10 protein-coding genes are annotated in these 16,532 nt (G+C 37.6%); 5 read left to right on the forward strand and 5 right to left on the reverse strand.

All coding sequences use genetic code 11. The features are described from left to right. Window positions 1-3 precede the first annotated feature (3 nt). On the forward strand, window positions 4-2,811 hold the full coding sequence (locus tag HEQ28_RS07560) for a M16 family metallopeptidase (protein ID WP_434501664.1): 2,808 nt from the start codon (window positions 4-6) through the stop codon (window positions 2,809-2,811). A gap of 476 nt (window positions 2,812-3,287) precedes the next feature. Next, a complete protein-coding gene (locus HEQ28_RS07565) occupies window positions 3,288-4,214 on the forward strand; it encodes a hydrogen peroxide-inducible genes activator (RefSeq protein WP_434501665.1) in 927 nt (308 codons plus the stop codon). Between the two features lie 43 nt (window positions 4,215-4,257). Here the strand turns inward: HEQ28_RS07565 and HEQ28_RS07570 are convergent, their stop codons facing one another. From HEQ28_RS07570 to HEQ28_RS07580, 3 genes are read right to left on the reverse strand one after another with little or no spacing between them, the layout of a single operon-like run. Beyond that, window positions 4,258-5,310, reverse strand: a complete 1,053-nt coding sequence (locus HEQ28_RS07570; RefSeq protein WP_434501666.1) for a S41 family peptidase — start codon at window positions 5,308-5,310, stop codon at window positions 4,258-4,260. After that, entirely contained in the window at window positions 5,307-6,164 is an 858-nt protein-coding gene (locus HEQ28_RS07575; protein WP_434501667.1) for a DUF3316 domain-containing protein, read from the reverse strand. Before HEQ28_RS07575 ends, HEQ28_RS07570 begins: the two co-directional genes overlap by 4 nt. Next, entirely contained in the window at window positions 6,145-8,868 is a 2,724-nt protein-coding gene (locus HEQ28_RS07580; RefSeq protein ID WP_434501668.1) for a DNA gyrase/topoisomerase IV subunit A, read from the reverse strand. The genes HEQ28_RS07575 and HEQ28_RS07580 overlap by 20 nt, the downstream gene beginning before the upstream one ends. Window positions 8,869-9,045: 177 nt before the next feature. On the opposite strand from HEQ28_RS07580, the gene HEQ28_RS07585 reads away from it, so the two are divergent. The 3 genes from HEQ28_RS07585 to HEQ28_RS07595 all read left to right on the forward strand — a co-directional run bounded on the left by HEQ28_RS07585 (window position 9,046) and on the right by HEQ28_RS07595 (window position 14,141). Next, window positions 9,046-10,596: a glycine--tRNA ligase gene (locus HEQ28_RS07585; RefSeq protein WP_434501669.1), complete on the forward strand. Its 1,551-nt coding sequence runs from the start codon at window positions 9,046-9,048 to the stop codon at window positions 10,594-10,596. Continuing rightward, the gene (locus tag HEQ28_RS07590; RefSeq protein WP_434501670.1) at window positions 10,596-11,249 is read left to right on the forward strand and encodes an FKBP-type peptidyl-prolyl cis-trans isomerase; all 654 of its coding nucleotides are present in this window, start codon (window positions 10,596-10,598) and stop codon (window positions 11,247-11,249) included. The genes HEQ28_RS07585 and HEQ28_RS07590 overlap by 1 nt, the downstream gene beginning before the upstream one ends. Window positions 11,250-12,752: 1,503 nt before the next feature. After that, window positions 12,753-14,141: an MATE family efflux transporter gene (locus HEQ28_RS07595; protein ID WP_434501671.1), complete on the forward strand. Its 1,389-nt coding sequence runs from the start codon at window positions 12,753-12,755 to the stop codon at window positions 14,139-14,141. Between the two features lie 66 nt (window positions 14,142-14,207). Here HEQ28_RS07595 and recA read toward each other — a convergent pair whose 3' ends face one another. Both recA and HEQ28_RS07605 read right to left on the reverse strand, forming a co-directional pair. Next, on the reverse strand, window positions 14,208-15,227 hold the full coding sequence (gene recA, locus HEQ28_RS07600) for a recombinase RecA (protein ID WP_207154917.1): 1,020 nt from the start codon (window positions 15,225-15,227) through the stop codon (window positions 14,208-14,210). 63 nt (window positions 15,228-15,290) lie between these two features. After that, on the reverse strand, window positions 15,291-16,529 hold the full coding sequence (locus tag HEQ28_RS07605; RefSeq protein ID WP_434501672.1) for a saccharopine dehydrogenase family protein: 1,239 nt from the start codon (window positions 16,527-16,529) through the stop codon (window positions 15,291-15,293). Window positions 16,530-16,532: the final 3 nt, after the last annotated feature.

Consider the following 16,532-nt stretch of genomic DNA (forward strand, 5'->3'; position numbering starts at 1 on the left):
CTTATGAGAAAACAATTAATAACCGGAATAATGCTAGCCTTTGCTGTATTTTCACAAGCAGCAGAGCAACTTCCACTAGACAAGAATGTACGTAGGGGAAAACTTCCTAATGGACTTACATATTATATACGTAATAACACACAAACTCCAAATGTTGCCGACTTCTACATTGCGCAGCGTGTGGGATCTATACTTGAAGAAAAGCCACAACGCGGATTGGCTCATTTTCTTGAGCACATGGCTTTTAATGGAACATTAAACTTCCCTGGTGACAGTATTAAGCCGGGTGTAGTTAAATGGTGTGAGAGCGTTGGAATAAAGTTCGGACAAAATCTTAATGCATATACAAGTGTAGACGAAACTGTATACAATATATCTTCTGCACCGGTAACGAATATGAATATAGTTGATTCATGCCTCCTTATTCTTCACGACTGGAGCCATTCATTACTTCTTAAAGACTCAGAAATAGACAAAGAACGTGGCGTTGTGCATGAAGAGTGGCGTACGAGACGTGCTGGAATGGCAGTACAACGATTGATGGAAGATGCAGCTCCCGTGATATATAAAGGTACAAAATATGAAGATTGTCTGCCTATTGGAAACATGGATATTGTTGACCATTTTAAATATAAGGATCTTAGAGACTATTATGCGAAGTGGTATCGTCCAGACCTTCAAGCTATCATCGTTGTTGGAGATATTAACGTAGATAGTATTGAGAATAAAATTAAGACTATCTTTGGCTCTATTCCTACTCCTGTAAATCCTGCTGAGAGAATATACTATCCTGTAAATAATAACGATTCTATCATTGTGTTTACTGCTAAGGATAAAGAGCAGCCAACAGTTAATTTCAGCATCTATATGAAACGTGATGCAACGCCTAGAAATGAACGCAATTATGAATCTAATTACGAGGACAGTTACAAGTCTGAAATTATAATGAAGATGCTTAACGATAGATTGAAAGAAATTGTCAAGCAATCTAATCCTCCATTCTTATCTTCATCGGTACGTGATGGCTCTTTCTTCTTATCAAATACTAAAGATGCCTTTAGTAGTTCGATGATGTGCAAGCAAAACAATATAAAAGAAGGTATTGCAGCACTTATTGGAGAACTGCAGCGCGCACGCAATCTTGGATTCACGCAGTCAGAACTTGACAGAGCAAAATCAGAAACATTAAGATTTGCACAGAATGCATACAACAGCCGCGAAAAGAAGCGCAATGGTCATTACGTAAAAATGTGTTTGCGCAATTTCTTAGATGAAGAACCAATGATGTCTGCTGAGGAAGAGCTAAAGGAAGTGACAAAATTAAACTCAGAGATTAGCCTCAAAGATATCAATTCTGATATAGATAAGATTATAACAAACAAGAACGAGGTGGTAACAATATATGGACCAGACAAAGATGGTTTTATCATGCCTTCACACAGTGATATTATTTCGAACATAAAGAATGCTCAAAGCAAGAAATATGAACCATATCTTGACAAAGGTATTTCTGATAATTTAATTTCAGGAAAGATTAAAGCAGGAAAGATTGTCTCTGAAAAGGAATGGAAACATGGATATAGATTGTTTACATTATCTAATGGTATGAAGGTTTATGTGCGTCCAACCAATTTTGAAGCAGACAGAATTAATTTTAATGCATTTAGTCTTGGCGGAAAATCTTTATATCCAGTATCTGATATGGCTAATCTTAACTATATCACATCAGCAATAGCAGAGAGTGGCATTGGTGATTTTGATGCCACATCATTAGATAAAATGCTTGATGGTAAGACCGTAAAACTTTCACCATATATTGGTGAAGAAACAGAAGGTTTGAAAGGTTATAGCAATATAAAAAATATGAAGGAGCTATTCCAACTTGCTCATTTATACTTTACATCACCTAGACAAGACAAAAATGCATTTGCTAGTTTGATGAATAGACAGAGTGAGTTTCTAACCAATCGTGATGCAAATCCTAATGTTTCATATAATGATTCTATTATTTCAATACTGTATGGTAACAACCCTAGAATGGCCCCAATAAAAAAAGAGGATCTGTCTTTAGTGAACTATGATAGAATTATGCAAATATATAAAGAACGATTTGCTGATGCTTCAGATTTCACTGTCATCCTTACAGGAAATATAGACATGAATACTGTTCGCCCTCTTATATGTAATTATTTGGCAAGTTTGAAAGGTTATAACAGTAATGAGCAAATAAAAGATAATCACGTATATATACGTGATGTAAATGAAACTCATATATTCCAAAAGGAACAGTCTACTCCATCTTCATTAACAAGTATCTTTATAAAGGCCAAGACTGAATATAATGCTGATAATTCATTACTTATTGACGTTATGAGTCAAATCCTTCGTATGATGTATACGGAGAAAGTGCGTGAAGAAAAAGGTGGAACCTATGGAGTAAGTGTTAATGGTGAACTTGAAAAGTATCCATACGCTGAAGCTCTTATGAAAATAAGTTTCCGTACTGATCCTGAAAAATACCAAACTCTCATTCCTATTATTTATGAGCAGTTGAATATATTGGCAAAAGACGGTCCTAGTGAGGAAAACCTAAACAAGGTAAAAGAATATGAGTATAAGACATACGGACAGGTTAAAATCACAAATGACTATTGGAATTACATCGCCTATAATCAATTGTTTAATAAAGTAGATTTTGATAACAACTATCTGCAGAGAGTGAAATCTCTAACAATAAATGATATACGTGATTTTGCCAAGAAAATTCTACAGCCGAATAATCGTATTGAAATTACGATGAAGTCAAAATAGATATTGTAATTTGACTTTTGACTTACACATATCAATATAAAAAAAAATAGCGTACTGCTTATATGCAGCACGCTATTTATTATAAGAATCATAATCCTAAAAATGCAAATAGTTTTTATCTACTTTTATCAATATTAATTTTAAAGAGTCGTTATCTCAACAACAAACGTACAATAATGCATGGGTAATATCTAGAAATACAATCAATCATTTAATAATCTATCTGACATTCTAAGGATATTGTGTTACTTTTGTTTCTTATTGTATCCGCATTTCAAACATTTTGATTTTTTCGTCTAATGCGATTCCACAGAAAACAAATCTTTCTACTTACTGATAAATTAATATCTGGTGCAAAGATAAGATGTTAATTGATAGACTCCAACAGAAAATATTTATGAGCGTATTGACAAAATCTATTAAATAGGTTTGACTTCTTAATAATATTGAGTACATTTGCAGGAAATTAGAATATTATGACACTGCAACAACTTGAATATATCATAGCCGTAGATCGTTTTCGCCATTTTGGCAATGCGGCAGATTACTGTAATGTTACTCAGCCAACTCTGAGTGCGATGATTCAGAAATTAGAGGATGAACTAGGTATAAAAATATTCGATAGGCGAACACATCCACTGGAACCTACTCAAATCGGACGATTGGTATTGGAACAAGCAAGAAAAGCCCTCCTTAGTTCAACGAGGATAAAAGATATTGTAAATGAGCAGCAGAATTTTGTTGACGGAACATTTAACCTTGGTATTATTCCGACAATAGCACCGTATCTTATACCTCGCTTTTTTCCGCAGATGATTAACAAACATCCTGAAATGGATGTGAGAATTACGGAAATGAAGACCGAGGATATTAAGAAAGCATTGCGCCATGGTGATATTGATGCTGGTATAGTTGCAGACCTTGACGGAATGGATGATTTTGAAAAAACAGAACTTTATTATGAGGAGCTTTTCGTATATGTATCACCAAATAATAAACTTATAAATAATGAGACCATAAAAGATAAGGATTTGAATGGTGAATTCTTATGGCTTTTGGGCGAAGGTCACTGTCTAAGTAAACAGATGCAGAAGTTTTGTCATTTGAAACATGCAGCAATAAGTGAGCGTGCATACCGTCTTGGAAGCATCGAAACCTTTATGCACATTGTAGAAGGCGGTCGTGGAGTGACTTTTATCCCAGAGCTTGCCGCAGAACAATTGACAGAGAATAAAAGAAAATTGGTTCGTCAATTCGCAATTCCTTCTCCTACTAGAAAGATCATTATCATAACTGCAAATAGTTTTATTCGTAATTCTATACTCCAGCTTATTTCAGAAAGTATAAAGAAGGCTATACCTACTGACATGATAAAGTTGAGACCTCATCAGCAAAAAGTTTAAACATTATAAGTGAGGTTATGCACTCAATGTATCAGTGATGAAATCAAAATTGCTTTGACAATAGTTTTCTCGCTAACTCTATTATAGTATCCTTTCCAGAATAGAAATCCATTGTTGTCATATCTACCTTATAATCAGGGGCTATTCCAAACTCTGTACTTGCTTGGTTCTTATCAAATATAGGGCAGGCAGAAAAACGAATGCCCCAACCAATCGGAATCTCACTACTAAATGGCATCCCTGCTCCACCTCCTGTTTTGTCACCTACGATTGTAACATTAGGACAACACTTCATATATTTCACAAACTCATTGGCTGCACTATAAACACTACGGTTAGTGAGTATTATAACAGGTTTCTGCCAACGTATTCCAGTACTCGGTTCAAGATATTGCTCCTCCATAGACGAGAAGTCGCCATGTCCCTTACCAGTCTTATGCTGCATATATCCAACAAGAATTTTCTTATTGGTGAATCTTGCAGCAAACTCCTCGGCACTTGTCATCATTCCACCTGTGTTATTCCTTAGGTCGATTATCAATCCACGAGTTAACAATAAATTTGATATTATCTCATCAAGGTTACCACTACCTAATTTGTTTTCGAAAGTAGAACAACGTATATAGCCAATATTGTCATCAAGCACTCGATATTTCATGCCATTGGCAATTTTATAATCAGTACCAAGATATTTTGTTATCAATGAGTCGCTAACGTTGCTTGGATAGTTTTCATGCCACGACCAATTTCTTGCAACATCGAAACTTGAATACATATTGACGTGTCCATCACGCAGTTCGCCTAGCATATTACCTAGGACCTCAAAAAGTTGCGCATCTGTCATTCCACCATCAACCTGTTTGGCGTATCTGGTGTGGACTTCATTCCAATCTAATCCATATTGTTGAGCCTTATAGTCAAAAAAACAATAATGCTGATCTATTATATTCCAAAGAGCTTCAAAGTTTCCCTTTGGATTATCGGCATACTCATCCTCATCTACACATCCCGTCAGCGAGGTGAGTGAGATTAAAACAAATAAAAACAATAATGATATATGTAATTTTCTAAATATGCCTATTGGAGAATACCTCATTTTCTTACTTTTATTAGTTTAAACGTCTTAACAATTCCTATCATTATGGCGTGAGTGTAGACATGCTGTTTAAGGTTGTTCACACGGGCCTGTTGAAACTCGCCAATGTATCCGATGCTAAAAGTGGAATGCAATAGCGGAAAATCAAAAGTTAGCATATTGCGTAACGAAGGGGCATTGCCTGGATGCGTGAAACAGACATTGTGGTCGTAGTTTCCCTCAGAGAATATCTCATAATAAGACTGTCCGTAATTAGGGCTAAACATTATGCCTGCAACAGGAACACCTATTTCATATCTTAGTTTAAAATCACGATACGCCCCACTATGAAATGGGTTATGGAAATTATATTCAAGAGCCGCTGTTGGCACAATATTTATAAACGCACGTGCCTGTGCTGGATTATTTCCATTGCGCGTGTTGTATATAAATCCAACGTTTGCCTCAACGTTTCCACCAGCTTCAAACAGAAGTTGATTACTCCCAATATTCCAAGTATTAAACAGATAATGCACACCATATTGAAAATTATAGTTGCCAGACATCTCTTTTCCGTCTCCAGAACGATTATCAATATATGCAATATTACCTTGATGAACAAGTTCATAGACAAATCTGTTTCCTTGTCTTTGTCTTAATGTATGACTGAGATATCTAATATCAGTACCAGTGTATTTTTCAGGGCTTAGATAAGTATCAAGTATATTAGTAGCTCCAATACCTATCATCTTACGGTTGGTGATAAATTTATCGCCAAATCTCAATGAGTCGGTTTGTGCATTCATACTCATGTTACACAGTAATATAGCTGGTAACATGAGAAGAATTCTATTTTTAATCGTCTTTATTTTCATTGTCTTCAGGGAATAAACTGAGCTGTCCTATCTGCTCATCGATTATTTGTTGCTGACTTTTACCAGCATCTGGGTCAAGATTTTCCTCTTCATCATCTTCGTTTTCTGTGTCTTCAATTTTGGTATATTCCTCTTCATTGAATCTTGTAGGTTCAAGTTCGGTTATCGAGTCAATCTCCCAAGTAGAAATTCTCTTTCCTTTTGCCTTGAATCCCTTAACTCCGATGAATTGTTCTGCGTCTATTTCCTCAGCTGGTCTCACAAAGTCGTTACCTCCATAAGAAACTTGTATTAGAGGATAATATGTATCGGTGAGCAACACAAGTTGGCTATTTGCATTATCACCCAACATATTTTGAGGTCGTTTGATTGCATCCATCGTAAATCTCTTTATATATGGATAGCCTTGATTGTCGGCATCATACAAAACTGCCGTCCACACTTTATGCTGATTCCATTTTTCAATACGCAAGATATTGTCAGGATAATGATTGTTTGCATCAAAGTCTGTGATATAGAAATCACCATTTTTGAGAACTACAAGTATTCTGTCTTCATCAAAGAATTCACCCAATGAGTATCCGTGTTCCTCGTAGTTGATTCGCTTCACGTCTGGATCATACCAAACCTTACGCCCTCCTAGAGTAGAATGTCCATGATTTTTAAGACTTATACGATGTATTCCAACTTTAGATAGAAGATTTCCCTTTGCCGAGCGCGACTTAATCATGATTTCACTGAAGTCCTTTTCACGGAATATATTCTGACGTTTCAGTTTAGGATCAACGTCAAGAGTAATCTTTATCACCTCAGCTTCTCCGTTTGGATTGGCTGTAAAATACATAACTTTTGAACCAGGAGTGCCAAGTGTCAAATTGTAATCCCTATCACGTGTTATACTAGTGACATTGAATCGCTTGATAAAATAACAGCCCTGTTTTCCGTCTCTATATACGGCATTATATATAGTACGTTTATCGTTCTTTTTGAACACCTGCAGCCAAATGATTCCTTTACCGACAAATATCTTTTCGGCAACCTTCACCACCTTAAATAATCCGTCTTTATAGAAGATTATTATATCGTCAATATCAGAACAGTTACATACAAATTCGTCTTTCTTCAATCCTGTACCAACAAAGCCTTCCTGACGATTGATATACAATTTTTGATTGGCTTCAACAACCTTTGTACTATCTATCGTGTCAAAGCTACGTATTTCAGTATGACGAGGATGATCAGCGCCATATTTATTCTTTATAAACTTAAACCAGTTTATCGTGACAGCAGTCATTTGGTTAAGGTCTTTGTCAATATCAGCGACCTCAGCCTTAATTCTTGCGAGGAGTTCCTCGGCCTTATCCTTATTGAATTTCAGGATGCGCTGCATCTTTATTTCCATAAGTCTAAGTATATCATCACGTGTAACATCACGTATGAATTCTGGTTTAAAAGGAGTCAGCTTATCATCAACAAAAGCAATAGCCATATCCATATCAGGAGCCTGTTCAAATTTCTTTTCCTTATATATTCGTTGCTCAATAAATATACGTTCAAGACTCGCAAAGAATAACTGCTCAAGTAACTCCCCTCGGCGTATCTGAAGTTCCTTTCGCAACAGTCCCATTGTGCGCTCAGCACTATGGCGAAGCACATCACTCACCGTTAGGAAACATGGTTTATGGTCTTCAATCACACAACAATTAGGAGATATATTTATTTCGCAGTCGCTGAAGGCATAAAGCGCATCAATAGTCTTGTCTGACGAAACCCCAGGCGCAAGATGTATCTGTATTTCTACCTCAGCAGCAGTGTTGTCGTCAACATGTTTTGCCTTAATCTTTCCTTTATCAATTGCACGAAGTATGCTATCGATAAGAGTTGTGGTAGTCTTACTAAATGGTATTTCACGTATAACAAGAGTCTTACTATCAAGCTTTTCTATTTTCGCACGCACCTTTAGAGCTCCACCACGTTGTCCGTCATTATACTTATTAACGTCAATAGCTCCACCTGTAGGAAAATCAGGATATAACTGGAAATCGTTTCCGCTTAGATAGCTAATTGCTGCATCACAAATATCATTTAAATTATGCGGAAGAATCTTGCTACTAAGACCTACGGCAATACCTTCAGCACCCTGTGCAAGCAACAACGGGAACTTAGCAGGGAGCGTTATAGGTTCCTTATTGCGTCCGTCATAACTCAACTGCCAATCGGTAGTTTTAGGATTGAAGACAACATCAAGCGCAAATTTAGACAAGCGTGCCTCAATATAACGTGGAGCTGCAGCACGGTCACCGGTTAAGATGTTACCCCAGTTACCCTGCGTATCAATTAGTAAATCTTTCTGTCCCATCTGTACTAGTGCGTCACCAATAGATGCGTCACCATGAGGATGAAACTGCATAGTATGTCCCACGATATTAGCCACCTTGTTGTATCGTCCGTCATCCATCCTCTTCATAGAGTGTAGGATACGTCTTTGCACAGGTTTAAGTCCGTCCTCAATATGCGGCACGGCACGTTCCAAAATTACGTAACTGGCATAATCTAGAAACCAATTCTTATACATGCCACTGAGATGATGAACGGCAGACGCATCAAATTTATCAACCGGTTTGTAATCGGAATGCGCATTATCCGTCAATTCCTCATCCTCATTGTTTACAATATCATTATTGTCTTTATAGTTATCGTCCATGTATGTATTTTTGTCGTAGTCTTGATTTAATCTGGAAAATAGAATGATGCAAAGATACAAAAAAAAATTGATAAATGTCTTATTTATCCTTAAAGTAGAACTAAATTAATAATTAAATAGGGCTTTTTTTATTATAAATATTGTATCTTTGCACAAAAATTTGAACACTTAGTAATTATGGCACAAGAAGATGTATTCAAGAAGATTGTAAGTCATTGTAAAGAATATGGCTTCGTCTTCCCAAGCAGTGAAATTTATGACGGACTAGCAGCTGTTTATGACTATGGTCAGAATGGTGTTGAGCTTAAGAATAATATTAAGGAATACTGGTGGAAGAGTATGGTATTGCTTCATAGCAATATCGTCGGTATCGATGCCAGTATTTTTATGCATCCTACCGTTTGGAAGGCAAGCGGCCATGTTGATGCTTTCAACGATCCATTGATAGACAACCGCGACTCAAAGAAGCGTTATCGTGCCGATAACCTTATCGAGGACCAGATTGGAAAATACGAAGAAAAAATCGAGAAGGAAGTTGCGAAGGCAAAGAAACGTTTCGGCGAATCTTTTGACGAGGCTCAATTCCGTGAGACTAATCCTCGCCTAATAGAGAACTTGAAGAAGCGCGATGAACTTCATGCTAGATATGCAGAAGCTATGCAAGGTCCAGACCTTGAAGCTTTGAAGCAGATTATACTTGATGAGGAAATTGTAGACCCTATAAGCGGAACAAAGAACTGGACAGACGTACGTCAATTCAATTTGATGTTCTCTACAGAAATCGGTTCACTCAGTGACCAAGCAAACAAAATATACCTTCGTCCAGAAACTGCACAGGGAATATTTGTAAACTATCTTAATGTACAGAAGACAGGTCGTATGAAACTACCTTTCGGTATTGCACAGATAGGTAAGGCTTTCAGAAATGAGATTGTTGCACGTCAGTTCGTATTCCGTATGCGTGAGTTCGAACAAATGGAAATGCAGTTCTTCTGCCAGCCAGGAACAGAAATGAAATGGTTTGAGTATTGGAAGAAGCATCGTCTTGCATGGCATGAGGCTCTTGGTATGGGTGAAGGAAGCTATCGTTTTCATGATCATGAAAAGCTAGCTCACTACGCTAATGCAGCTACAGATATAGAATTCAAGATGCCTTTCGGTTTCAAGGAAGTTGAAGGTATCCACTCTCGTACAAACTTTGACTTAAGCCAGCACGAGAAGTTCAGCGGTCGACAGATTAAGTATTTCGATCCAGAAAAGAACGAAAGCTACACTCCGTATGATGTTGAGACATCTATTGGTGTAGACCGTATGTTCCTATCTATCCTTTGTCACAGCTATACAGAGGAGCAACTTGAGAATGGAGAGACACGCGTTGTATTGAAGTTGCCAGAGGCATTGGCTCCTGTTAAGTGTGCAGTATTCCCACTTGACAAGAAAGACGGTCTGCCAGAATTGGCTCAGAAGATTGTTGATGATCTTAAATTCCACTTCAACACCCACTATGGCGATCCTAAGGATTCTATCGGTAAGCGTTACCGCCGTCAGGATGCTGTTGGTACTCCTTTCTGTGTAACAGTAGACCATAACACACCAATTGATCACAAAGTTACTTTGCGTTATCGTGACACAATGGAACAAGAACGTGTTGACATTGATAATCTCCGTTCATTAATGGAAGATCGCGTAAGCATTACAAATCTTCTTAAGAAACTTAATATAGACTAATGAAAAAATATCATATATTATATATCATGCTGCTAGTAATGTCAATCGCAGGATTGTCATCATGTAGCGAAAATAGCAACACTGTAGAGGAGTATCCTAACTGGCAAGCTACAAACGAAAGCAAATTCAACAGCACTTATGCTGAGGCTGTAAAGTATGTAGCATCAGGCAGTGATTCATGGAAGGTCATTAAAAAATGGTCTTATCAGGATAGTATTCATAATAATCCTGAAGATTACATCGTGGCCCAAGTGATAACTAAGGGTACAGGTACTACAAGTCCGATATACACCGACTCTGTACGCGTGCATTATGAAGGCCGTCTGCTACCTTCTACAAGCTATTCGGAAGGATACGTATTCGACAAGAGCTGGAATACTGATGAATATAATGCCTCAACAAACGTACCGGCAAAGTTTGCTGTTAGCAATGTTGTTGACGGTTTTGCCACCGCATTGCAGAGTATGCATGTTGGCGACAGATGGAAAGTTTATATTCCATATCAGTTGGGCTATGGTTCAACCGGTACTACAGGTATTCCAGGGTACTCTACCCTCGTATTTGATATTACGCTAGTGAGCTATTATCATGTTGGCGTAACTGTCCCTACTTTCAAAGCTAAGGCTACAGATAACACCTGGATAGATAAATAAAAAGATTTTTTGATATATAATATATAATAAGGTATATAGCGGTGACTTACAATAAGTAGGTCACCGCTTTTTTATAATACAAAAAAATTACGATCCCGATAAAAAACGAGACTAAGCTGTATTTAAATTAAAATCAATTATTATTATATTCTCAATTGAACAGGTTGATTTTTTTCATACTTTTTAGCTACAGAGCTACGGTTTTCTCTCACAAAGCCTATAAACAGAGGGGAAAACAAAACATGGCTTTCAGGATTTAGCTATATCAACTTGTATTGTTTTAAGGATGAAATGTATTCAATAAGTAAATTTGTCAAAGAACCGTTGGCTGCATCTGAGGAACTGAGGATGTTTAAAGAGACACAGTAAATAGGAACAGAATTTTCAAGCTTGTTTAACTATTCTGCCGAATTCCACTAAATTCTCGGCAAAGATACTGCAAAATTTTTGTCCATGCAATCAGATTTAGATTAGACTGTTAGCCAAAGTTTTGAATACTTGGGACTGCACATCATAATACACGTGCGTACGTATGCGCACACTCTGGGTTTTTCGTAAAAATAAGTGTCGAAGTGTCTATTCGTTGAGCCTCAATTTGTTAGAATACTTTTCGGGTCGAATGAAGTGTCGGCTATTCGTCGGTAAAATATGGGGGGAATTTTCCCTCATATTACATTGTACTTTGCGAAGTAATTTGATGCGTTTTACGATGTTTTACAGTCCGTTTTACGAAGGAATGCACTGCGTTTTACGAAGCAATAGGAGGCAAAACATCGTAGAAAAGTTTGCGTTTCTACGTGAAAACGTTTCCGTTTCTATATAGAAACGCATTCAAAAATTGAAATTAGACCGTCAAATCACCGTCACTTTATTTAGAGAATTTCGTCGATAAAATATTGATATTCATTAAGTTGACATTTAGACGCTTATATTTTTCAAAACCCTATGTATGCGCGTGCCTACACGTACATCACCCCCCATTTCTATCATAATTCATATTTGACGGTACACAAATGAATCATAAATAAGAACATAAGACAATGTAAAACACCATACAATTAACATTGTGTGCGGACACATTTCTTGATGTATATCAAGAATACTCGTTCTTTAAGAACAAAAAGATACAAAAACATGATCAAATGATTTATAGTTACTATCTTTGCAGTGTCAAAAGACAAGGTCATTTGATTAAGGATAACGCTAGGTATTGGTTAAGGTAAAGAGAATTCAGGAAAAGGTATTAGTAAAAGCCTATTATAAGGCATTTCATTATGTTACAATTAGTGTATAAGTTTTTTAGGGGTAAATAAAGATTGCTTCAGATACGGATAACAGATTATATAGAGAAGACAATAGTATTAGTATAAATTTGAGAGTGACGATTCCAAAGACATGGGATCGTTTTTTTTGTGCATTTCTGTAATAGTGGTAGTTTAAAAACAAACTATAATTTTGAAATTCAATGTATTTACCGTAATTTTGCAGTTTCAATAGATATTTATGTTAAGCAACAGAAAAAGCGACGCTTTATTAGCAAAGATCAGGAATGGCAACCCTATGACCCAACGAGAGAAGCTCAATCTTATTATAGGATTGAGTATACCTTCTATGTTGGCACAGATAACATCTGTAATGATGTTTTTCATAGATGCAGCAATGGTTGGACATCTTGGTGCAGAAGCTTCAGCAAGCATTGGTATTATAGAAAGTACCACATGGCTCATGGGCAGCATGCTTGGCGCTTTATCTACGGGCTTTTCAGTTCAAGTAGCACACTTTATTGGTGCCAACGACTTCTTCAAGGCTCGCCAAGTGTTTCGTCATGCATTGATATGCGGATTAATTTTCAGTCTGCTGATGATGGGTATTGGAATAGCAATACACACTCATTTACCATATTGGTTAGGTGGCGGTTCTGATATCGCAGGAAATTCATCAGCCTACTTCCTCATATATTCATTCGCATTACCATTTGTGCTTCTATACTTTATGTCTTCATCCATGCTGAAATCATCAGGCAACATGAAGATCCCAAGTATACTTTCTGTCGCAATGTGTTTACTTGATGTGGCATTCAACTACATATTCATCTATATATTTAAATTAGGAGTTGCGGGAGCCGCATTGGGTACGCTTATGGCTTATGTTGTTACAGTACTTCCTATGGTATGGCAAGCAACTCGCAAAAGTAAGATTTTGGCACTTCATCTGGATAAGATGAAATTCTATTGGAATTGGGACTACGTACGCAATGCAGCAAAGATAAGTGGACCTATAGCTTTGCAGGCTATGCTCATGAGTGGTGCTCAAGTTATAAGTACCATGATTGTTGCACCATTGGGTAACATCGCAATCGCAGCCAACTCTTTCGCTATAACAGTAGAAAGTCTATGTTATATGCCAGGATATGGTATCGGCGATGCAGCAAGTACTTTAGTTGGTCAAACATTCGGCGCAGGACGAAAAGATCTTTGCAAGAGTTTTGCCCACATGACAGTAGGACTTGGAATGGCAGTAATGGCATTCATGGGAATTATCATGTATATATTTGCTCCAGAGATGATGTCTATTCTATCTAGTGTAGACTCTATACAAAATCTTGGTATACAATGTCTTCGCATTGAGGCTTTCGCTGAACCTTTCTTTGCGGCAAGTATTGTTACTTACAGCGTCTGTGTTGGTGCAGGCGATACATTCAAGCCCGTGCTCATAAATTTATGTACCATGTGGGGCATACGTCTAACGATGGCATACGTATTAGCTTCAAGATATGGCTTAAAAGGTGTATGGTATGCCATGGCAACAGAACTAACAGCGCGTGGAATATTATTCCTGATACGCCTCGTGCGTGGTAAATGGTTAAACAGACCAGCTATTAAGCATGTATAAATAAGAAAATGGGATTTGAATAATGATTCAAATCCCATTTTCTATTATATCTAAAGCAAGCAGATATTACTTCTTGTTTTCTATTCCCTGCATGATAAGTCCTTCAAGTTCATCACATAATTCAGGATTATCCTTCAGTAAATTTTTCGTTGCATCACGTCCCTGAGCTAGTTTAGAGCCGTTATAGCTGAACCAGCTACCGCTTTTCTGAATAACGCCATATTCTACGCCCAAGTCAACAATCTCACCGACCTTACTGATACCTTCACCGAAAGTAATTTCAAATTCAGTCTTACGGAAAGGAGGAGCAACCTTATTCTTAACAACCTTAACACGCACCTGATTACCTACAACCTGATCACCATCTTTGATACTTGTAACACGACGTATATCAAGGCGAACACTGCTATAGAACTTCAATGCGTTACCACCAGTTGTAGTTTCTGGATTTCCAAACATAACACCAATCTTTTCACGCAACTGATTGATAAATACACAACAAGTGTTTGTCTTGCTGATTGTAGAAGTGAGCTTACGCAAAGCCTGACTCATAAGTCGAGCCTGAAGACCAACAACATTATCACCCATATCACCCTCTATTTCCTTCTTAGGAGTAAGAGCGGCAACTGAGTCTATAACTAGAATATCAACAGCACTTGAACGGATAAGTTCATCAGCAATCTGCAAAGCCTGCTCTCCGTTATCTGGTTGGCTAACCCATAGATTATCCACATCAACACCCAACTTCTGTGCATAGAATCGGTCAAAGGCATGCTCAGCATCTATAAATGCAGCAATACCACCCTGCTTTTGTGCTTCTGCGATAGCGTGAATGGCAAGAGTCGTCTTACCAGAAGATTCTGGGCCATAGATTTCTATAACACGTCCGCGAGGATAACCACCAACACCAAGAGCAGCGTTTAGTCCAATGCTACCTGTTGGAATAACATCTACATTTTCGACTTTTTCGTCCCCCATTCTCATGATGGAACCTTTGCCGAAATCTTTTTCTATTTTAGACATAGCTGCCTGCAAAGCTTTCAGTTTATCGCTTTGAGCTGCAGCCTGATCTGTTTCTTTTGCCATAATTATATAGTATTGAAGTCTACCTTAATATGATATAAGGTAGACTATTTTATTTAAATTTGATTATAATTCCAAATCACCATCAAACTCCTCATGCCAAGGAAGTCCCTGCTTATTTAGCTGTTCCATGAATGGATCTGGATCAAAGTCCTCTACATTCCACACACCAGCTTTTTTCCAGATACCTTTTATAAACATCATTGCGCCTATCATTGCAGGAACACCAGTTGTGTAGCTCACACCCTGCATACCTGTTTCCTTGTATGCCTCATGATGCTTACAATTGTTGTAAACATAATATGTATGTTCTTTTCCATCTTTGATACCACGTATGCGACAACCTATACTGGTCTCCCCCTCATAGTTTTCACCAAGTTCCTGAGGATTAGGCAATACTGCTTTAAGGAATTGCAACGGAACAATCTTCACACGAGTAGTCTTTCCTGAGCCATCTGCTAGAGGTGCTTCATATTCAACTTCGTCGATACGTGACATTCCGATATTCTGAATAACGTCAAGATAGTTAAGATACTGCTGACCGAAAGTCATCCAGAAGCGAGCCTGCTTGATAGTAGGATAGTTCTTTACAAGACTTTCAAGTTCCTCGTGATGCATAAGATAACTATCACGTGGACCAATGTTAGGGTATGTAAGATCTTTATGAACAGCCAAAGGATCTGTTTCAATCCATTCTCCGTCCTTATAATACAGTCCCTTCTGTGTAATCTCACGTATATTAATCTCTGGGTTGAAGTTTGTTGCAAAAGCCTTGTGATGATTTCCAGCATTACAGTCTACGATGTCAAGATATTGAATTTCATCGAAGTGATGCTTTGCGGCATAAGCAGTATATATTCCGCTTACTCCAGGATCAAAACCACATCCAAGGATAGCGGTCAGTCCAGCTTTTTCAAATTTATCCTTATAAGCCCATTGCCAGCTATATTCAAAGTGAGCCTCATCTTTTGGTTCATAGTTGGCTGTATCAAGATAGTTGCATCCACAAGCCAGACATGCATCCATAATAGTAAGGTCCTGATAAGGCAAAGCCAGATTAATTACGAGTTCGGGTTTGAAACTATTGAAGAGGGTCTTCAACTGTTCAACATCGTCAGCATCCACCTGAGCAGTCTTGATATCCATGTTCAGACCAGCTTTGTGAATAGACTCAACCAGTTTGTCGCATTTCGCCTTGCGACGAGAAGCAATCATAAACTCAGAAAATACATCTGTATTCTGGGCAATTTTAAAAGCCGCAACTGTAGCAACGCCACCGGCTCCAATCATTAAAACTCTACTCATATT

The sequence above is a fragment of the Prevotella sp. genome (assembly GCF_051059605.1).
Lineage (GTDB): Bacteria > Bacteroidota > Bacteroidia > Bacteroidales > Bacteroidaceae > Prevotella.